The following is an 18,333-nucleotide window of genomic DNA, read 5'->3' as shown; positions in this document are numbered from 1 at the left end:
GAGAGAAACCCGGGTTGAGGGTGATCACGGTGACGATGCCGAGGATCCAGACGATCCCGAGGGTCAGGGCCCAGAACTTGAGGTTGGTCAGCAAACGAGGCATGGGAGTACTCCTGTAGTGCTACCGGGTGAAGGAACGGGGACCGCGTGGCGGCCTAGAGCCAGCCGTTCTTCCGGAATATTCGGTACAGGAGCAGGCAGATCGCGAAGATCACCGTGACCGCGATCGGGTAGCCGAACTTCCAGTGCAGCTCGGGCATGTAGTCGAAGTTCATGCCGTAGATCCCCGCGCCCATCGTGGGAACGGTGATGATCGCGGCCCACGCGGTGATCTTGCGCATGTCGGTGTTCTGCTGCAGCGAGATCTTCGCGACGGTGGCGTCGACCAGGGTGCTCAGCAGCTCGTCGAACGCGGCCACGCGCTCGGACACGGTCACGAGGTGGTCGGCGACGTCGCGGAAGTACGAGCGCACCTCGTCGGGCACCAGCCGCGTGTAGCCCTCGGCCAGGCGCGAGACGGGCGTGGCGAGCGGCAGCACGGCGCGGCGCAGCTCCAGCACTTCCCGCTTCATCAGGTAGATCTGCTCGGCGCTCACCAGCGAACGCGGCGCGAACACCTGTGCCTCGATCTCGTCGATGTCGGACTCGATGCGGCTCGAGACCTCGAGGTAGTGGTCCACCACGTGGTCGGCGATGGCGTGGACCACCGCGGCCGGGCCGAGGTTCAGGCGTTCCTGGTCGTCGTCCATGTCGCGGCGCAGCCGGGCGAGGCCGGAGTGGTTGCCGTGGCGCACGGTGATCACGAAGTCGCGGCCGAGGAACACCATGAGCTCGCCGGTCTCGACGATCTCGTTGGCCGTCGTCGGCGACTCGTGCTCCACGTAGCGGACGGTCTTGAGCACCAGGAAGAGCGTGTCGTCGTAGCGCTCGAGCTTCGGCCGCTGGTGGGCTTCCAGTGCGTCTTCCACGGCCAGCTCGTGGAGCCCGAACGTGTCGGCGATGCCCTGGATCTGCTCTCCGTCCGGTTCGTGCAGTCCGATCCAGACGAACCCCGCGTGCCGCTTGCGCACCTCTTTGATGGCGTCGGAATGCGTCCAGCGGCCGGGCAAGCGCGCGCCGTCGACGTACACCGCGCAGTCGACGACGTACGCCGACAAGGGCACGGGGATCGGCCGCTCGAGCATCGGCTTGGTGCGGCTGCCGCCGCGGCCGCGAAGGCCTCCGAGGGAGGGGATGGCAGGCATGGGATCTCCTGGGCTGGCGTCGTGGTGGAGCACGAAGACGACGGCCAGGCGGACTTCAGCGTCCGTCCGGCATCACCGGCGTTCCCTGTTCGCCGGACCTACCAGGAGAGAGATCGGCCGGCCGGCTCGGCGGGAACGCTGGGACTACTAGGGAGCGGACTATCGCCACTACTCATGGGGCGTTCCTCACCTCCTTCAGGCCGGCGCGATTGTGAGACGCGGAGAGTGGTGGGGCTCGCGTTGACGCACGAACACCAATGGTCGAGGGTACTCCTCACCACCGGTGAGTGTCGCAAGTGGCTCAGGCGGGGTTACCGATCCGGCCAAAAGCAGGCCGACCCCCACGCGGCACGTAACCGTTGCTACGAAGTCATTCGGCGTGATGTGGTCGGATTGGTAACGATCGGCACAGTACCCCGGCACGGAGTTGTTCGAAGAGGAGCGCGGGTGGCCATCGCCCTGGAAGAGATCAAGCAGCGGTTGCGCACGTTCGCCGAGGTCGAGGCGCGCGGCGTCTCGCCGCTGTACGAGCACCTCGCCGCGCAGTCGGCCGAGGACGACGACGTCGCCGGCCTGCTCACCGACGCTCGCGGCGGCGAGGCTCGCGGCACCCTGCTGCTGGCCACGGCCCACCGCCTCATCCAGGCCGACCCGATCCACCCGCTGTCGCGCTACTACCCGTCACTGGGCGGTTTCGACGGCGTGGACAACGAGACCTGGCCGCTGTTCCGCACCTTCCTGCTGGAGCGCGCGGACAAGGCCCGTCAGATCATTTCGACTCGCTACACCCAGACCAACGAGGTCCGCCGCGCCTCGCTCGTGTACCCCGCGGTCGCAGCGGCCGCGAAGGAAGCGGGCGGCAAGATCGCCCTGCTCGAGGTCGGCTGCAGCGCGGGTTTGCTGCTCGGCCTCGACCGCTTCTCCTACCGCTACCAGTGCGACGGCGGCGAGCAGCTCGTCGCCGGACCCGCCAAGGCCGCCGTCGGCCTGCACTGCGCCCTGGACCTCGCGCCCGGCGCGGTGCTGCCGAAGCTGCCGAAGAAGGTCTCCATCGCCGCGCGCGCCGGTCTGGACCGTGCCCCCGTCGACCTCGCCGACGAGGACGAGCTGGCCTGGCTGGAAGCCTGCGTCTGGGCCGACCAGCCGGATCGCATCCGGCTCCTTCGCACGGCCGCCGCGGAACAGCGCAAACACGTGCCGCCCCTGATCGCCGGCGACGGCGTGGACGACCTGGCCGCGGCCGCGGCGACGTTGCCGGCCGAGCTGCCGCTGGTGGTCCTCACCAGCCACGCGCTGGCCTACTTCGGCGACCGCCGGGCCGACTTCGTGGCCGCGTTGGCTTCGCTCGCGGCTACGCGCCCCCTGTGGTGGGTCACGGAGGGCTTCTACGCGGCCGGTCTCAAGCTCGTGATGCCGGATCGCACGGACCTGGACGCACCGGCGCCCGCCTCGTCGGACTCCTGCGTGCTCGGCCTGGTCTCGTGGTCCGACGGCAAGCCCGTGGCCCGTGCGCTGGCCCGGACCACGCCGCGCGGGCAGCGCATGACGTGGCTGCCCGCCTGACCGCTCGCGCAGGCGCACCAGCTGCACCAGCTGCACGCTGTGTCACCTGTGTCACATTCACCCCATCGGTCACACCCGCGCACCGCTCGCCCATGCGTCCACACATGCACATGCATTGATGCGGAATTGCTCAACCCGCATTTCCCGTGCTCATCCGCCGATCGGTGCGGGGATAACACCATTCACCGACGTACGAAACCCACGAACATTCGCGCAAGCAATCGGCGCACCGCGGAAATGCACCGACTTGACTCAGGTCCTCGGCAGCGCGCCCCAGTCACGCAGCGTGATGAAAAGCAAGTCCACGAGCAGGCCCGAGGTGTGCAGCTCCACCAGTTCGGCCGAGTCGACCCAGCGGGCGTCGTCGGCGTCGTCGCCGGCGGTGAGGGTTCCGGCCGCGACGGTGCACTCGTAGTCCCGGATGTCGTAGGGGCCGCGGGCGACCATGCCCACGAATGTGTGCGGTGTCACGTCGAGGCCGGTCTCTTCGCGCAGCTCGCGAACGACGGCTTCGGTGTCCGTTTCGCCCTGTTCGACCCGGCCGCCGGGCAACGACCAGAGGCCCTTGCCCGGATCGTGACCGCGCTGGATGAGCAGCAGTCTGCCCTGGTCGTCGAACACGATGCCGCCCACGCAGGGCACTCGGATGTCCATGAGTGTCAACCCCTGGATTCGTCACGCTGTACACGGAGAGTAGCCATACGGTACACTTCGGACGGCCTGCTGACCCATGCGCGGGACTTTCCTGCCGCGTGGGTGGTTGGTGCGGTACAACGTAGAAAGTCAGTTTTCCGGTGCCACGTTTAGAGACGGGATTGATCGCTGTGAACGCGAAGAAGCTTGCGGGTCTCGTGGGTATCGCGTTGGTGCTGTTCTTCGTGATCGCTCAGCCGAACCAGGCGGCGGGACTCGTCGGCAACATCGTCGAATTCCTCCGTAGCTCGGCCGAATCGGTGGTCTCGTTCGTCAGCAACGTGTTCAACGGCTGACGGAGGATAACCTCGAGACATGTTCGCGCCACGCGACCCCGACGAGTACCTGCTCGACACCGAGCGGCGGGTCATTCGCATCCGCCGCCACTGGGCAGTGCTGCTCTGGGACACGTTCGAGGCGGCGGCCCTGCTCGCCGTCTGTGTGCTGGTCTCGTACCTGCTGCCACCGTCGTTGTGGGTGGTGCAGAACATCCTCTGGTACGTCGCGCTGCTGGTCGTGCTGCGGTTCGCCTACGCGGTCGTCCAGTGGTGGGTCGAGCGCCTCGTCGTCACGGACAAGCGCTTCGTGCTGACCAAGGGCGTCATCACCACGAAGGTGCTGATGATGCCCATCACGAAGGTCACCGACCTCACCTACGAGCGGCCCGGCTGGGGCCGGGTGCTCGGTTACGGGACGATGGTCGTCGAGTCCGCCGGTCAGATCCAGGCGCTGAACCGCATCGACTACCTGCCTCGGCCCGAGGAGTTCTACGACACGATCTCGGAGCTCGTGTTCGGCGACAAGCAGAAACAGGCCGAGCGCTTCTCCATGATCAAGGCGCAGCGTGCCGCGAGGGGCAAGAAGCCCGTCGGCTGACCTGCGGGCGTTGTCCCAGGTACCGGCGTCGCTGTGATGCAGCGCATCGTCGAGAATGGTCACGATGCGCATCGACCTGCACGCCCACTCCACGGCCTCCGACGGCACTGACAGCCCTTCCGGGCTTGTCCAAGCCGCCGTCCGGGCCGGCCTCGACGTGGTCGCGATCACCGACCACGACACCACCGCCGGCTGGGCGCCGGCGGCGGAGGCCGTCCCGCCCGGGCTGACTCTCGTCCCCGGCGCCGAGCTGTCCACCGTGTCCGTCGACCCGGAAACGGGCTGGCGGATCAGCGTGCACCTGCTCGCATACCTCTTCGACCCGACCGCGCCCGCGCTGGTCGCCGAGCAGACGCGCCTGCGGGCCGAACGCCGCACGCGGCTGCGCGCGATGGCGGCCCGCATGGCCGCCGACGGCCTCCCGATCGACGCCGACGAGATCATGGGCCTGCTGCCCGCCGACTCGCCGGCCGGCCGGCCGCACCTCGCGCAGGCGCTCGTGCGCGCCGGGCTGGTGTCGAGCGTCGACGAGGCCTTCGCGGAGTACCTCGGCAGCCGCCGCGGCTACTACGTGCCGCGCCACGACACCCCCGTCGAGGAGGCGATCGACATGATCGTCGCCGCGGGTGGCGTCACGGTGATCGCGCACCCGTTCGCCTACAGCCGCGGCGCGACGATCAGCGAGGACACCCTGCGCGACCTCGCCCGCCGAGGCTTGACCGGCGTCGAGGTGGACCACCCCAACCACGAGCCGGCCACGCGCGTCCGCACGCGTGAGCTCGCCGACGAGCTGGGGCTCATCCGCACCGGGTCGAGCGACTACCACGGCACGAACAAGACGATCGGCCTCGGCCAGGAGACGACCGACCCCGGTCAGTTCGAGCAGCTCGTCGCACGCGCCACCGGGTCGCAGATCGTGAAGGGCTGAGATGGGCGTCGCGCAGTTCTTCGACGCGAAGCTGTTCATCAGTGCCACCATCACTCTCATCGTCATCATGGACCCGCCGGGCACGGTGCCGGTGTTCCTGAGCCTGGTCGGCCGCAAGCCGATGGCCACGCGCGTGAAGGCGGCGCGTCAAGCGGTGCTGGTTTCGCTGCTGGTCATCACGCTGTTCGCCGTCGCCGGGCAAGCGATCCTCGCGTACCTCGGCATCGGCATCCCTGCGCTGCAGGGCGCTGGTGGCCTGCTGCTCCTGCTCATCGCGCTGCAGCTGCTCACGGGCAAGGGCGGCAACGAACCCGAAGCGACCGACGACGTCAATGTCGCCCTCGTGCCCCTCGGCACGCCGTTGCTCGCCGGCCCGGGCGCCATCGCGGCGACGATCGTGTTCGTCCGCCAGGCCGACGGCCACCTCGGCGCCTACATCGCGCTGGGGTGCGCGATCATCGCCGTGCACTTCGTGATCTACACGTGCATGCGCTTCTCGGGCGTGGTCATCCGGCTGATCAAGGAAAGCGGCATCACGCTCGTCGCGAAGATCGCGGGTCTGCTGCTGGCGGCGATCGCCGTGGAGCTGGTGGCGAACTCCGTGAAAGGCTTCATCGCCGGGAACTTCTAGGCTCGGCCGGCAGTCGCTGCCCGAGGCGTGGATCTCGCGCACCGACACGGTTTCGCGGTTGCCGGGCCACGAGCCGCGGCGTTCGGCCGAGGGCCGCCCCGCGCCGGAAAGTGTCGGTGGTGGTGCGTAGCGTGGACGCCGGAACCGAACGGGGGTCGAGTGAAGGAACAGCTGGGGTTCGATTTCGGCGTCGAGCAGCCGCAGCGGCTCACGAAGGTGTCGCCGGCGCGGCTGAGCACGTTCGAGGACTGCCCGCGCCGCTACCGCCTGAGCTACCTGCAGCGCCCGACGCCGCAGCGCACCGGCCCGTGGGCGCACAGCACGCTGGGCGCGGTGGTGCACAACGCGTTGCGGGCATTGTTCGACCTGCCCGTCGCCAAGCGCACCGCGCAGCGCGCGATGGCGCTCGTGGGCGAGTACTGGAAGGACGCGGGGTTCGAGGACGCCGAACAGGCCGCGCGCTACCGGGCGCGGGCCAAGGGCTGGGTCGGGGAGTACGTGGAGGACCACGACGTCACCGACGACCCGATCGGCCTCGAGCGCTGGGTGTCCGCGCCGGTCAGCACCACCGGCGGGCAGCCCACGATGATCATCGAGGGCCGCGCCGACCGCATCGACCGGCGCGGCGGCGAACTGGTCATCGTCGACTACAAGACCGGCCGGCGCGCTCCCGACGAGTACGAGGCCCGCGCTTCGCAGGCGTTGGCCATGTACGCGGTGGCTTCTTCTCGCACACTTCGCATGCCCTGCACCAAGGTCGAGCTCCACCACCTGCCCACCGGCACGATCGCCGCGGCCGAACACACGCCCGACTCGCTCCGCCGCCACCTCCAACGCGCCGAAGAAACCGCGGGCGACTTACGCCTCGCCACGGATACCCTCGACGCAGGCGCCGACGGCGACGCCCTGTTCCCCGCCCGCCCCGACCGCCGCTGCTCCTGGTGCGACTTCCGTCCGAGCTGTGCGGAAGGCCAGCAGGCCGCGCCCGCGTCCCAGCCGTGGGACCTCCTGGCGCCTTGACCGCCCTCCCTTCGAGCCGACGATTGGACGGACCCTCCACCGTGGCCTCACCCGACACCGAGGAACTGACCACCGCCCCCTTGGCCGCGGCGGACGTCGCCACTCGCGAGGGCACCGGTCCGTCGGACGCCCACGTCGAAGCTCCGCCGGCGGAGGCTGACGAGCACGGTCAGCCGTCGGAACCTGTTTCGGAAGCGTCTGTCGCCGAGTCGGCGGCCGTCGACGCCGAGCCCGACCCGGCCACGGCGACGCACGCGGCTGAGACGGCGGCCGAGTACCTGCCCGTCGCGGCGCCACAGCGGATCGACGCCGTCGGCGCGGGGAAGCCGCGTGGGCGGTGGTGGCGGGGGTTGACGGGGTCGATCGCCGCGGGACTGGCCGTGCTGGCGGTGGGCGTGCTGGGTGTCGGCGCGGCCTGCCTCGCCACCGGGGCGCCCGGGCCGAGCGTGCTGTTGCTGGTGGGCCACCCCGTCGCCGCGGTGGTCGCGTTGGTGCTGCAGCGGGTCGCGGATCGGCGCTACGGCCGCGCCGCCGGCCTGGCGGGCATTGGGGTGCTGGTGGTCGCTTTCGTGGCGCTCACCGTGTTCTGGTGGGCCTGACCCGCGTGCTCTCCGAGGACGACGCGGCGGAGCTGTACGACGTCCTCAACAGCTGGGGCGACTTCCCCGCGGATCACTTCTACGACGCCCTCGTCGAGAGCGCGCACAACGTCCTCGACGTCGGGTGCGGCACCGGCGGCATGCTGCACCACGCCCGCGACCGAGGCCACCGAGGCCGGCTCCTCGGCCTCGATCCCGATCGCGCGGCGCTCGCCCGGGCAAGGCGGCGCACGGACGTCGAGTGGCGGGAAGGAACCGCCGCCGCGCTCACCGCCGAAGCCGAGTTCGACCTGGCCACGATGACCGGCCACGCGTTCCAGTGCCTCACCACCGACGAAGAGCTGCGCGACTCCCTCACCGCCATCCGTCGCGCGCTACGACCCGGCGGAAGGTTCGCGTTCGAGACGCGCCACCCGCGGGCAAAGGCTTGGGAGGACTGGACTCCCGCTCACCCGGTCACCGTCTCCCAGCCGCGTCCCCTCCGGTTGTGGCACGAGGTCGAGTCGGTCGTCGGCGGCGTTGTCACGTTCACCGAGACCGCCGCCGACCCCGAAGGCACCGTGCTGCGCGTCGACCGCGCGGCGCTGCGGTTCCTCGGCCCGGCCGAGCTGGACGACTTTCTCGCCGCGGCGGGGTTCGTCGTCGAGGAGCGGTTCGGCGACTGCGAACGCGGCCCCCTGACGGAGCAGAGCCGCGAGATCGTCACGATCGCTAGCGCAGTGCGGCAACCACAGGACCGCGCTGCTCAAGCAGCACCGGCCCCAAAGCTGTAAGCCGTACAACCCCTCGGTATGCCCCACGGTCGACGCCGACCGTGCGGATCGTGGCGCCGTTGGATTCGTTGAGCACGGCCAAACCGCCGTTGATGGGGACGACGAGCTGGCGGGCGAAGGTGATGCCGGGGCCACGGGTGCTGTCGAGGGTCCAGCGCGGGGTGAGGTCGTCGCGCGACAGAGCGACGGTCTTGGTGCCCGTGAACCAGTACACGCCGCTGTCGGTGCGGGTGGTCTGTTCGACGCCGCCCGCGGGGTCGCCGGCCAAATCGCCGGCCGGCAGGTCCATCGGGTACGCGGAGCGCTCATTGCCGTCCGGGCCGTAGATGACCAGGAGCTTCTGGTCGGGCAGCAGCACGGCTGTGAAGTCGCCCGACATGGCAATCACGCGGGCGCGCGAGCCGGCCAGGATGGTGCTGAAGACGACCTGCGGCTCGTCCTCGTGTTCGGCCGTGGCCTTGTAAACGGTGAGGCGGTCGTGGGGATCGCCGGGGCAGCGCTCGATCACGCCGACCTTCTCGGCGGCCGCGGCGACCGTGCCGTACGTGCAGCCCGTGCGCGGCTGCTTGTTCGGGTTGACCATGAACGGGACCTGGCCGTACTCCATGCTCTTCACGAGGTCGTCGCGCCAGGTGTCGAGCAGGTGCTTGCCGGTGGTGGTCACGTGGCTGCCGTCGCTGACGAGCTGGGTGCCGAGCTCCGCGTCGCCGTTGCGCTGGGCCGTGATCTGGCCCGTGGTCGGGTCGAGCTGTGTGACCTCGCTGCAGCCCATTGCCTTGTGGTACACCGCGTTCACGCGGCCCCACGCGGTGTCCACAGTGCACAGTTGCAGGTTCTCGCGCGTGTAGTGCCAGCGGATCTGCCCGGTGAGCGGGTCGCGGCCCGCGATCTCGCCGCCGTCGGCGGTGGTCACGGTGTCGCCCTCGCCGATCGGCACGGGCGTGGCCGAACTGGGCGCCTGCCACAGCTGCGCCATCGAACCCGGCACAGCCGTGGGCGCCGGCGGCAACCTCGGCGGCGTGGAAGCGAGCGCGCGGCTCGTGTGCAGGTTGTCGCTGTTCAACACGACAACCAGCGCCACAACCACCACGACCACAGCGATCAACGCCGCGATCACGCGGTCCCGCCCGCGGTTCCACGGCGAGCGCCGCACGCGAACGGGAGGGCCCGTCACAGTGCTCGCAGAACTCTGCGACGGGGGCAAAACATCTTCGGTGCCGAGGGGACGGTGCGAAACCACCCCGGAGTCCGAAGGCGGTACAAAAGCCGGAACGTCCGGTTCAGACTGGTCCGGTGCGCCGTCTTCGTGGTCGCTCACGTACCTGGCTCCCGCCTTCGGCTCCGCTGGTCCCCTCAGTCTGCCGACGCAGGTGTATCAGACGTCGCGGAGGGGCGGCGACGACGGCGCCGACGTGCCGGACGCTCACCCGTTTCTCCGGTTTCGCCCGAAGCCGAGGCCGACGCGGTGGCCGCGCCGGCAGGGCCGGTCGACTCCCCACCGCCACCACCACGGGTGCGGCGACGCGACCGCGTGCGCTCCTCGCCCGAACCCGAACCCGAACCCGAACCCGAACCCGAACCCGAACCCGAACCCGAACCCGAACCCGACGCAGCGGAGTCGGCGGCAGCCGCAGCGTGCGCCTTCTCGACCGCCTCAGCCGCATTCGCGCCACCACGGGTGCGCTTGCGCGGAGCCCGCGTGCGCTTGCGCGGCGCGGCCTCCTCGGCAGCGGCGCCCCGGCCACCACGGCCACGGCGCCTGCCGCCCAGGTCCTCTTCCTCCTCGGCGGCCAGCCCGGCGCGAGTCCGCTTCGCGAGCGGGAGCCGGCCGGTGGTGCCCTCCGGGATGCCGAGGTCGCTGAACAGGTGCGGCGACGACGAGTACGTCTCCACCGGCTCCGGCTTGTCCAGACCCAGCGTGTCGGAAATAAGCTTCCAGCGGGGCATCTCGTCCCAGTCGACGAGTGTGACCGCGACACCCGTGCGCCCCGCGCGGCCGGTGCGGCCGATGCGGTGCACGTAGGTCTTCTCGTCGTCGGGGCACTGGTAGTTGATGACGTGGGTGACGTCGTCGATGTCGATGCCGCGAGCCGCGACGTCGGTGGCCACCAGCACGTCGACCTTGCCCGAGCGGAACGCGCGCAGCGCCTGTTCGCGAGCGCCCTGGCCGAGGTCACCGTGCACGGCGGCGGCCGCGAAGCCGCGCTCCACCAGGTCGTCGGCCACCTTCTGCGCGGTGCGCTTGGTGCGGCTGAAGATCATGGTGAGCCCGCGGCCTTCGGACTGCAGCACCCGGGCGATGACCTCCGGCTTGTCCATCGAGTGCGCCCGGTAGACGAACTGCGTGGTGCGCTCGTGGATCGCGCTCGCGTCGTTTTCCTCGGCGCGGATGTGCGTGGGCTGACGCAGGAACGTGCGCGCCAGCGTGATGATCGGGCCCGGCATCGTGGCGGAGAACAGCATGGTCTGCCGTTCGTCCGGCACCATCCGCAGGATGCGCTCGATGTCGGGCAGGAAGCCCAGGTCGAGCATCTCGTCGGCCTCGTCGAGCACGAGCCCGCGGACCTTGCCCAGCACCAGGTGCTGCTGCTCGGCCAGGTCGAGCAGGCGGCCCGGGGTGCCGATCACGACGTCGACGCCCTTGCGCAGCGCCTCGATCTGCGGCTCGTACGGCCGCCCGCCGTAGATGGCCAGCGTGCGGATGCCGAGGTGCTTGCCGGCGCCCTTGAGGTCGTTGGCGACCTGGATGCACAGCTCGCGGGTCGGGACCACGACCAGCACCTGCGGGGTGCCGTCGCCGGGCACCTGCACGCGGTGCAGCAACGGGACGCCGAAGCCCAGCGTCTTGCCCATGCCGGTGCGGGCCTGGCCGATGAGGTCGTCGCCCGCCATGGCCAGCGGCAGCGTGAGCGCCTGGATGGCGAACGTGCGCTCGATGCCGGCCTCGCCCAGCGCCTTCACGATCTCCGGCTTCACGCCGAACGATGCGAAGGTGGGCGCCTCGGGCTCGACCTCGACGCCCGCCTGCAGCGGGTGCGAGGTGTCGAGCGCGGCCGGGCCGGTCTCGCTGTGCTCCAGCGCGACTGCGGGGGTGGTGGTTTCTTCGGTTGTGGACTGTTCTGCGGTCAGGGTGATCGCCTCTCTCGTGACCAGCGCGCACAGGCCGGTTGTCACTCGACACTCGACCGGGGGGTCTGGGCAGGCACCGTGAAGATCCGGCGCCGCAGCCGCCCTCCCGGGAATGCCGCTGGAGGCGTGCACGCACAATTGCAGCGAGCCCCGGCAGCCCTGGTGGCGCCGGTCGCCCGCCTGTTTCCCGCAGCCAGAAGACGTGCGGAAGCCTTGTCAATTCTTCCGCAGTGTACCTGGTCAGGAGTTTTTCAACACTACCGGGCGCGACGGCGCGGCGTGGGATCGGTCTCTTCACGGCGTCGACCACGGGTTCGGCGATACCCTCGTCGCCGTGACCGACCCGAAAGAGATCAGCGAAGGCGTCGTCGACCTGCTCGGCGTGATCGCCTATCTCGAGCTTTCCGCGTTCGACCGGATGGCCGAGGACGCCCGCACCGCGCCGACGCTCGCCGGCCGCGCCGCGCTCGCCTCCATGGCCGCGGCCGAGATCGGTCACTTCGACATGCTTTCGGCCCACCTCGCCGCCCACGGCGTGTCCGTCGACGACGCCATGCGCCCTTTCGTGGCCCAGGTCGACGCGTGGCACGCCTCGACGCGGCCCAAGTCGTGGCTGGAATCGCTGGTCAAGGCCTACGTCGGCGACGGCCTCGCGGCGGATCTGTACCGCGAGATCGCCAGCTGGCTCGACCCGGAGACGAAGGACCTGGTGCTCACCGTCCTCGCCGACACGGGTCATTCCGCGTTCGCCGAGCGCGAAGTCGCCGCAGGCATCAAGGCTGACCCGAAGACGCGCGACAAGCTCGCGCTGTGGGGCCGCCGGCTCCTGGGCGAGGCCCTCACGCAGGCCCAGTACGTGGTCGCCGAACGCGATGGCCTGGCCGAACTCATCGTCTCGGGCTCCGGCGACCTGTCGGGAATCGCCGGGTTGTTCCGGCGGTTGCAGCAGGGGCACACGAAGCGCATGCAGGCGCTCGGTCTCGGCTGAAGTGCCGGTTCACCACGCGGTGGCGCGACACCGCAGCGCTGCGGTTGGGCTAGCCTTGCCAGGCGTAACGACAACGAATTTCCAGCGGAGGTCCCACGTGGAGGTCAAGATCGGCATCAAGGACACGCCGCGCGAGCTGGTGGTGTCCAGTGGCCAGACCGCCGACGAGGTGGAGAAGCTGGTCGCCGAGGCCCTGACGGCCGGTGACGGGCTCTTCCGCCTCAACGACGAGAAGGGCCGCAAGTACATCGTCCCGTCCGACCGCATCGCGTACGTCGAGATCGCCCCCTCGGACGTCCGCAAGGTCGGCTTCGGCGTCGGCGACTGAGGCTCGCGAGTTCTGGCGGTTCTCGAGTTTTCGCGGTTTGACGAAAAGCCGCCCTGGGCTTTGGCCCGGGGCGGCTTTTTCCTGTCTTGGGGAGCTTTGATGAGTCGCTGGGCCCCGAATCAGGCAGTCGCCGCTTCGACTTCTTCCAAGCTCGTCGGCACCGAAAACGGCGGCGTGGACGTCCCCATGATCCGGTACCGCCCCCAGGGGTCCGGATCCGACAGCTCACCGTCAGCCGAACGATCCTCCACCACGACCGTGCAAGCCTTCTTCCGGCCGCCCACCGCCGCGGTCAGCTCGCCCGAAGCGGAGACCCGCCCGTACCAGTGGTAGTACCCGTCGATCGGCTGGAAGTAGCCGCGCAGGTCGACCTGCACAGCCATTTCCACGCCATCGACGACGAGGGTCGCAGTGCCGGCGTAACCGTCTTCGTCGCTCATGAAAAGCCTCCCAACGAGAGAAAACAGCTCAGCCCGCGTCGCTGTCCGCCGGGGCGTCGGTCTTGGCGCGTCCGAGCCGGACGACCTTGTTCTCCTCCAGCGGCAGGTTCGGGTCGATCACGACGCCGTGCTGGCGGGTGAGCCCGTCGATGGCCGCCCAGATGATCTGCGTGAGGTACTCGACCACGGAGTCGCGACTCATCGAACGGCGGTCGAGCCACCACTCGCCGGTGCTCTGGACCATGCCGACGATCCCGTGTGCCCACGGTTCGGCCGCGCCGGAGTCCATGGAGAACATTCGCATGTAGTCGCCGAGCAGGGCGGTCAGCGCGGTGGCGATGACTTCCTTGTCCTCGGCGACGACGTCGGAGTCGCTCACCGTCTTCTCGTGCAGACCGCCGCGGGCGAGCAGGCGGTAGAGGTTCGGGTGTTCCTCGATGACGGAGAAGAACGCGTCGAGCGCCATGCGGATGCGGGGCACCGGCGCGAGCTCCGCGTTGATCGCCGGGATCAGGCGTTCGAAGAGGATCTCCGTGCCGCGCTGGCCGAGGGCCACGTACAGGTCGGCCTTGTCCTCGAAGTGCCGGTACAGCACGGGTTTCGTGACGCCGGCCTCCGCCGCGACGTCCTCCATGCCCAGGTCCGGACCATGGCTGTCGAGCGCCCGCAGCGCGGCCTCCACGAACTCCGCCCGGCGCGCGATGCGGTGCTTGCGCCACCGGTCCCGCCGGGCGTCACCGGTCGCGGCCTCGCCCGGAGCCGGGTGCTTGCCGGACTGCTTGCTGGAGCGCTTGACACGTTCGATCACCCGGGTCATGCTACCAGAGGTAACTGTTACCTCAAGTTACAGCTAGAGGTTACCGCTACAGGAGAGAGGGCGAGCGATGACGCGGACGCTCAAGGAGACCGATCGGGAGAAGACCGCCGACCGGCTGCTGAAGTCTTCGGCGAACAAGTTCTACGACCCCGATGTCGACATCGACTGGGACGCACCGCTCGTCGACGGCAAGAACTTCATCCTCCCCGAGCGCTCGTCGCTCTACGGCACGAAACTCTGGGACGAGCTCACCCCCGAGCAGCGCATCGAGCTCGGCAAGCACGAGGTCGCGAGCGTCGCCACCACCGGCCTGTGGTTCGAGATCCTCCTTATGCAGATGCTGCTCAAGGAGGTCTACGACGAGGACCCCACGAGCTCCCACGCGCAGTTCGCCCTCACCGAGATCGCCGACGAATGCCGCCACTCCACGATGTTCGCCCGCATGGCCGCGCGCATCGGCTGCCCCGCCTATGGCCCGGTGCCGGCGCTGCGCCAGTTCGCGAAGCTCATGCCCACCATCTCCTACGGCCCCGCCCGCTACGGCGCGATCCTCGTGGCCGAAGAGGTGCTCGACCGCTTGCAGCGCGAGCAGATGGTCGACGAGAACGTGCAGCCGCTGGTGCGCATGGTCAACCGCATCCACGTGCTCGAAGAAGCGCGCCACGTGACCTTCGCGCGCGAAGAGGTCACGCGCGGGATGGCCAAGCTGGGCAAGCACGAGATCGCCTACCAGCAGTTCATCATCGCGTTGATCTCGTACTTCGTCACGCGCGCGTTCATCAACCCCAACGTCTACAAGGCTGTCGGCATCCGCCCGCGCGACGGCGTCGAAGCGGCGCTGAACAACCCGCACTGGCGCGCGACGATCGCGTGGGCCGGCGAGAAGATCATGCCCTTCCTGCAGGAGTCGGGCCTGGTCGGCTTGCCGGGGCGCTATTTCTGGAAGAAGTCCTTCCTGCTGCCGGAGGGCAAGTGACCACGCTCGAAGGGCTGCGTGACCCGGCGCGCGAGCACCGGTTCGTGGCCGGCGACGGTGCCGCCCTGCAGGTCGAGACGTCCGGTCCGGCAGACGCACCGACGACGCTCGTGCTGGTGCACGGCTGGACGCAGGACCACCGCACGTGGGACGGCGTCGTGCGGCACCTCGGTCCGGCCACGCGGGTGTTGCGCTACGACCTGCGCGGCCACGGGGGATCGTCGCCGGCTCGGCGGGGGGCTGCGACGATCCCGCGACTCGCGGACGACCTCGCCGAGCTGATCGCCGAACGCGTACCGAAGGGACCGCTCGTGCTGGCGGGCCATTCGATGGGCGGCATGACGATCATGGCGCTCGCCGAACGTCATCCGGAGCTGGTGAAGGCGCGCGTCGCCGGTGTGGCGTTCGTGGCCACGTCGTCGGGCCAGATGGACCGCATCACGCTGGGGCTGCCGGGCCTGGCCGGGTCGATGTCGGCGCGGTTCGAGCGGCGGCTGGCCAAAGCGCTGGCGCACCGCAAGGGCGAACGGCTGCCGTTGAGCCCGGCGATGGTGCGGTCCGGCGCGCGGTTCCTGGTGTTCGGCGACAAACCGAACCGCGGCGACGTGAACAGTGTCGTGGACCAGCTGCTGTGCGCGCATCCAGCATCATTGGGGGAATTCCAGGACGCGATCTCCGTGCACGACTGCCGCGTGGCCTTGCGCGCGCTGCGGACTGTGCCCGCAGTGGTGCTGGCGGGGGAGAAGGACCGGCTGTGCCCGCTGTCGCACGCGAAGGTGATCGCCGACGAGCTGCCCGACGCCGAGTTCATCCGCTACCCGGGCGCCGGCCACATGCTTCCGCAGGAACGCGCGGCCGAAGTCGCCGCGCGGCTCAAGACCCTGCTGCAGGCCGTGTCCGCTAGAACCCCTGCTGCATAAGGGACTTCAACGCCGCGACGGTCGCCGGCACATCCTCGAACACGGGGGTGTGCCCAGTGTCCACTGTGGTCAGTTCCGCGTCAGGCAGGAGCGCCACCAGGTAGCGCGCGTCCGCCAAGGACCGCGCTCGGTCGTGGACGCCGTGCAGTACCCGCACCGGACACCGGATCGACGCGAGCTCCGGTGTGAGGTCGAGATCGCGCTGGCTCGTCAGCACCTCCAGCGCGGCCTCCTGCGGCACGCGCGCGGCGTACGCGAGCAGGTCGTCACGCAGCTCCACCGGCAACGGTGAAGCGAACGACCGGTCCAGCACCGCCGCGTGCAGCTTCGGCCCCCAAGCCTGCGAAATCGTCTGAAGGATCCCGTCGACGTCACCGTGGCCCCGCATGTGCGCGCCGGTGTTCGCAAGCAGGAGCCCGGACACCAGCCCGGGGTGTTCGGCCGTGAGCCGCAACGCGATGCAGCCACCCGTCGAATGCCCCACGAGCAGCACCGGCCTGTCGATCCGCGCAGCGATCCGCTCGGCCACGTCCTCGATCCGCCACGGCCCGGGCGCCGACATCCAGTCCACGGCGTGCACGACGCCCGGCCACGCCCGCGCCAGCGGACCGAAGACCGCCGGGCTGCAGAGCGTGCCGGGGACGGCCACCACGAGCGGGGCCAAGCGCGTCAGCCGTCCTTGAGCGGGAAGCCACCGCCGATGCCGCGCCACGCGAGGTTGGCCGTGAGCGCCACGGCTTCCTCCTGCGACATCGCCTGGTTGTGCTGGAGCCAGTAGCGCGCGGACACCTGCGACATGCCCACGAGGCCGACGGCCAGCAGCCGCGCCTTGTGGTCGTCGAGCCCGGCGTCGGCCGTGATGGTCTCGGTGATGGCCTCGACACTCGCCGAAGTCGCGCGGTCCACCGCCTCCTGCACGGCCGGCTCGCCGCGCAGGTCGCTCTCGAAGACCATCCGGAACGCGCCGGCGTCTTCACTCACGAAGTCGAAGAAGGCACCGACCGTGGCCGGCACGCGCTGGCGGTTGTCGCTCGTCGAGTCGAGCGCCCCCTTCACACGGCTCACCAGGGCGTCGACGTGGCTTTCGAGCAGTGCGATGTAGAGGTCCAGCTTGCCGGGGAAGTGCTGGTACAGCACGGGCTTGCTGACGCCCGCCTCCTCGGCGATCTCGTCCATGGCCGCGGCGTGGTAGCCGTTTTCAGCGAAGACGCGTTGCGCGGCCGTCAGCAGCTGGGCGCGGCGTTCGGTCCTGGGCAGCCGGACGCCCCGTTGCTGCAGTCGCGCCATTTCCGTCATTCTTCCTCCCGTCCACGGCTTCGCCGGGCAGTAGCACCACCGCGTGAAGCGGGTTTGAGATTACTCGTGGGTACGCCCGGAACGCCAAGTGTCGGGCATCCTGGGGTGGTGACCACATCCACGACGCGCCCGGCGACCGCGACGGCGGTGCGCCCGGCTGTGACCCACGTGCCGCTGTCCACGGCGCCGCTGCCCGCGCTCGAGCCGGTGCTGCCGCCCTGGCCCGGCGTTGTCGAGGACGTGGGCGGTGTTTCGCTGAACGTACGCCGCACCCCTGGGCCCGACGGTACCGTCGCCGTCTACGTCCACGGGCTCGGCGGGTCGTCCAGCAACTGGACCGACCTCGCCGCGCTGCTCGCGCCCACCGCGAGCGGCCGCGCGATCGACCTGCCGGGCTTCGGCTTTTCAGAGCCCGCCCCCGGCTTCGACTTCAGTCTCGACGAGCACGCAGAGGTCATCGCGCGCTACATCGAGGGCCTCGACGCGGGGCCGGTGCACCTGGTCGGCAACTCGATGGGCGGCGCGATCGTGCTGCTCGTGGCCGCCGCGCGCCCCGAGCTGGTCCGCACGCTCACGCTGATCTCGCCGGCGATGCCCGACCGCCGCCCGGACCCACGGCGGCTGTCGGACCCGATGATGGCCCTGGCGTACCTGCCGGTGGTCGGCGCGCGCGTGCGCCGCCGGCTGGCCTCGACGACGGCCCGCGAACGTGCGGCGCAGGTCATCAAGCTGTGCTTCTACGACCCGGCGAAGTTCCCCGAGCAGCGGCTCGACGAGCTGACCGAGGAGCACGGCGCCCGCGCCGCGCTGGCCTGGGCCGCGCCCGCGATGGCGCGCAGCACGTTCGGCATCTTCCGGCGCTGGAGTGCGGTCGGCGACGCGTCGCTGTGGTCCGTCGCGGCGCGGGTGAGCATCCCCACACTCGTCGTCTGGGGCCTTCACGACCGGGTGATCTCCGTGCGGCGCGCGCCCCGCACCGCCCGGCTGCTCCGACACGCCCGGCTGCTGGTCCTTCCCCGAACCGGGCACGTGGCTCAGATGGAGCGCCCGAATGTCGTAGCCCGGGCCGTTCTGGGGTTGTGGGAGGCCGCCGAGAAGGGCACTTGGTAGTC

Annotated in this window: 21 protein-coding genes; 13 read left to right on the top strand and 8 right to left on the bottom strand. The window is 70.0% G+C overall.

The features are described 5' to 3' along the window. Positions 1–155: 155 nt before the first annotated feature. Positions 156–1,244 carry a magnesium/cobalt transporter CorA gene (corA, locus tag AB0383_RS36400; RefSeq protein WP_364186483.1) on the bottom strand — a complete coding sequence of 363 codons (1,089 nt, stop codon included), beginning with the start codon at positions 1,242–1,244 and terminating at the stop codon, positions 156–158. A gap of 447 nt (positions 1,245–1,691) precedes the next feature. On the opposite strand from corA, the gene AB0383_RS36395 reads away from it, so the two are divergent. Then, positions 1,692–2,807, top strand: a complete 1,116-nt coding sequence (locus tag AB0383_RS36395) for a DUF2332 domain-containing protein (protein WP_366189722.1) — start codon at positions 1,692–1,694, stop codon at positions 2,805–2,807. A 252-nt stretch (positions 2,808–3,059) separates the two neighbouring features. Here AB0383_RS36395 and AB0383_RS36390 read toward each other — a convergent pair whose 3' ends face one another. Then, positions 3,060–3,461, bottom strand: coding sequence for an NUDIX domain-containing protein (locus tag AB0383_RS36390; protein ID WP_364186486.1), 402 nt, complete (start codon positions 3,459–3,461; stop codon positions 3,060–3,062). A 170-nt stretch (positions 3,462–3,631) separates the two neighbouring features. On the opposite strand from AB0383_RS36390, the gene AB0383_RS36385 reads away from it, so the two are divergent. The 7 genes from AB0383_RS36385 (at position 3,632) to AB0383_RS36355 (ending at position 8,327) form a co-directional block, all read left to right on the top strand. Continuing rightward, entirely contained in the window at positions 3,632–3,796 is a 165-nt protein-coding gene (locus AB0383_RS36385) for a hypothetical protein (RefSeq protein WP_204091374.1), read from the top strand. A 19-nt stretch (positions 3,797–3,815) separates the two neighbouring features. Beyond that, the gene (locus AB0383_RS36380; RefSeq protein ID WP_220246440.1) at positions 3,816–4,376 is read left to right on the top strand and encodes a PH domain-containing protein; all 561 of its coding nucleotides are present in this window, start codon (positions 3,816–3,818) and stop codon (positions 4,374–4,376) included. Between the two features lie 55 nt (positions 4,377–4,431). Next, complete coding sequence (locus tag AB0383_RS36375; protein WP_366189721.1) at positions 4,432–5,304, top strand: PHP domain-containing protein; 873 nt, start codon at positions 4,432–4,434, stop codon at positions 5,302–5,304. A gap of 1 nt (position 5,305) precedes the next feature. Further along, on the top strand, positions 5,306–5,935 hold the full coding sequence (locus tag AB0383_RS36370; protein ID WP_354871416.1) for a MarC family protein: 630 nt from the start codon (positions 5,306–5,308) through the stop codon (positions 5,933–5,935). A 159-nt stretch (positions 5,936–6,094) separates the two neighbouring features. After that, positions 6,095–6,955 (top strand): PD-(D/E)XK nuclease family protein, encoded by an 861-nt coding sequence (locus tag AB0383_RS36365; protein WP_364186490.1) that lies wholly within the window; start codon positions 6,095–6,097, stop codon positions 6,953–6,955. Between the two features lie 41 nt (positions 6,956–6,996). Next, positions 6,997–7,554 (top strand): hypothetical protein, encoded by a 558-nt coding sequence (locus AB0383_RS36360; RefSeq protein WP_364186492.1) that lies wholly within the window; start codon positions 6,997–6,999, stop codon positions 7,552–7,554. Beyond that, complete coding sequence (locus tag AB0383_RS36355) at positions 7,545–8,327, top strand: class I SAM-dependent methyltransferase (protein ID WP_364186493.1); 783 nt, start codon at positions 7,545–7,547, stop codon at positions 8,325–8,327. The genes AB0383_RS36360 and AB0383_RS36355 overlap by 10 nt, the downstream gene beginning before the upstream one ends. Here AB0383_RS36355 and AB0383_RS36350 read toward each other — a convergent pair. Further along, complete coding sequence (locus tag AB0383_RS36350; RefSeq protein WP_364186494.1) at positions 8,266–9,645, bottom strand: hypothetical protein; 1,380 nt, start codon at positions 9,643–9,645, stop codon at positions 8,266–8,268. The two genes, AB0383_RS36355 and AB0383_RS36350, sit on opposite strands and share 62 nt — an antisense overlap. A 35-nt stretch (positions 9,646–9,680) precedes the next feature. Next, the gene (locus AB0383_RS36345; RefSeq protein ID WP_366189720.1) at positions 9,681–11,501 is read right to left on the bottom strand and encodes a DEAD/DEAH box helicase; all 1,821 of its coding nucleotides are present in this window, start codon (positions 11,499–11,501) and stop codon (positions 9,681–9,683) included. A gap of 289 nt (positions 11,502–11,790) precedes the next feature. On the opposite strand from AB0383_RS36345, the gene AB0383_RS36340 reads away from it, so the two are divergent. Then, positions 11,791–12,444, top strand: a complete 654-nt coding sequence (locus AB0383_RS36340) for a ferritin-like fold-containing protein (protein WP_364186497.1) — start codon at positions 11,791–11,793, stop codon at positions 12,442–12,444. Positions 12,445–12,541: 97 nt separating this feature from the next. After that, on the top strand, positions 12,542–12,772 hold the full coding sequence (locus AB0383_RS36335; protein WP_220246448.1) for a DUF3107 domain-containing protein: 231 nt from the start codon (positions 12,542–12,544) through the stop codon (positions 12,770–12,772). Positions 12,773–12,891: 119 nt separating this feature from the next. Here AB0383_RS36335 and AB0383_RS36330 read toward each other — a convergent pair whose 3' ends face one another. Beyond that, a complete protein-coding gene (locus AB0383_RS36330) occupies positions 12,892–13,212 on the bottom strand; it encodes a DUF4873 domain-containing protein (protein ID WP_364186499.1) in 321 nt (106 codons plus the stop codon). A 28-nt stretch (positions 13,213–13,240) separates the two neighbouring features. After that, positions 13,241–14,029 (bottom strand): TetR/AcrR family transcriptional regulator, encoded by a 789-nt coding sequence (locus tag AB0383_RS36325; RefSeq protein WP_364186501.1) that lies wholly within the window; start codon positions 14,027–14,029, stop codon positions 13,241–13,243. Between the two features lie 67 nt (positions 14,030–14,096). On the opposite strand from AB0383_RS36325, the gene AB0383_RS36320 reads away from it, so the two are divergent. Together AB0383_RS36320 and AB0383_RS36315 are read left to right on the top strand one after the other, a co-directional pair. Then, positions 14,097–15,005, top strand: coding sequence for a diiron oxygenase (locus tag AB0383_RS36320; protein ID WP_364186502.1), 909 nt, complete (start codon positions 14,097–14,099; stop codon positions 15,003–15,005). After that, on the top strand, positions 15,002–15,925 hold the full coding sequence (locus AB0383_RS36315; protein ID WP_364186504.1) for an alpha/beta hydrolase: 924 nt from the start codon (positions 15,002–15,004) through the stop codon (positions 15,923–15,925). Before AB0383_RS36320 ends, AB0383_RS36315 begins: the two co-directional genes overlap by 4 nt. Here the strand turns inward: AB0383_RS36315 and AB0383_RS36310 are convergent. Together AB0383_RS36310 and AB0383_RS36305 are read right to left on the bottom strand one after the other, a co-directional pair. Then, positions 15,906–16,589, bottom strand: coding sequence for an alpha/beta hydrolase (locus AB0383_RS36310; protein ID WP_364186505.1), 684 nt, complete (start codon positions 16,587–16,589; stop codon positions 15,906–15,908). The two genes, AB0383_RS36315 and AB0383_RS36310, sit on opposite strands and share 20 nt — an antisense overlap. A 5-nt stretch (positions 16,590–16,594) precedes the next feature. Next, positions 16,595–17,221: a TetR/AcrR family transcriptional regulator gene (locus AB0383_RS36305; RefSeq protein ID WP_364186506.1), complete on the bottom strand. Its 627-nt coding sequence runs from the start codon at positions 17,219–17,221 to the stop codon at positions 16,595–16,597. Between the two features lie 189 nt (positions 17,222–17,410). Between AB0383_RS36305 and AB0383_RS36300 the strand changes: the two genes are divergently transcribed. Further along, the gene (locus AB0383_RS36300) at positions 17,411–18,331 is read left to right on the top strand and encodes an alpha/beta fold hydrolase (RefSeq protein ID WP_364186571.1); all 921 of its coding nucleotides are present in this window, start codon (positions 17,411–17,413) and stop codon (positions 18,329–18,331) included. Positions 18,332–18,333: the final 2 nt, after the last annotated feature.

This window comes from Amycolatopsis sp. NPDC051373 (assembly GCF_040689465.1).
GTDB lineage: Bacteria > Actinomycetota > Actinomycetes > Mycobacteriales > Pseudonocardiaceae > Amycolatopsis.
This window is presented reverse-complemented; position numbering and strand designations above follow the sequence as displayed.

Bases quoted from the DNA above. Each gene is read 5' to 3' on its own strand.
- corA (WP_364186483.1), bottom strand. From the start codon at position 1,244: ATGCCTGCCATCCCCTCCCTCGGAGGCCTTCGCGGCCGCGGCGGCAGC.
- AB0383_RS36390 (WP_364186486.1), bottom strand. From the start codon at position 3,461: ATGGACATCCGAGTGCCCTGCGTGGGCGGCATCGTGTTCGACGACCAG.
- AB0383_RS36380 (WP_220246440.1), top strand. From the start codon at position 3,816: ATGTTCGCGCCACGCGACCCCGACGAGTACCTGCTCGACACCGAGCGG.
- AB0383_RS36375 (WP_366189721.1), top strand. From the start codon at position 4,432: ATGGTCACGATGCGCATCGACCTGCACGCCCACTCCACGGCCTCCGAC.
- AB0383_RS36370 (WP_354871416.1), top strand. From the start codon at position 5,306: ATGGGCGTCGCGCAGTTCTTCGACGCGAAGCTGTTCATCAGTGCCACC.
- AB0383_RS36330 (WP_364186499.1), bottom strand. From the start codon at position 13,212: ATGAGCGACGAAGACGGTTACGCCGGCACTGCGACCCTCGTCGTCGAT.
- AB0383_RS36325 (WP_364186501.1), bottom strand. From the start codon at position 14,029: ATGACCCGGGTGATCGAACGTGTCAAGCGCTCCAGCAAGCAGTCCGGC.
- AB0383_RS36320 (WP_364186502.1), top strand. From the start codon at position 14,097: ATGACGCGGACGCTCAAGGAGACCGATCGGGAGAAGACCGCCGACCGG.
- AB0383_RS36305 (WP_364186506.1), bottom strand. From the start codon at position 17,221: ATGACGGAAATGGCGCGACTGCAGCAACGGGGCGTCCGGCTGCCCAGG.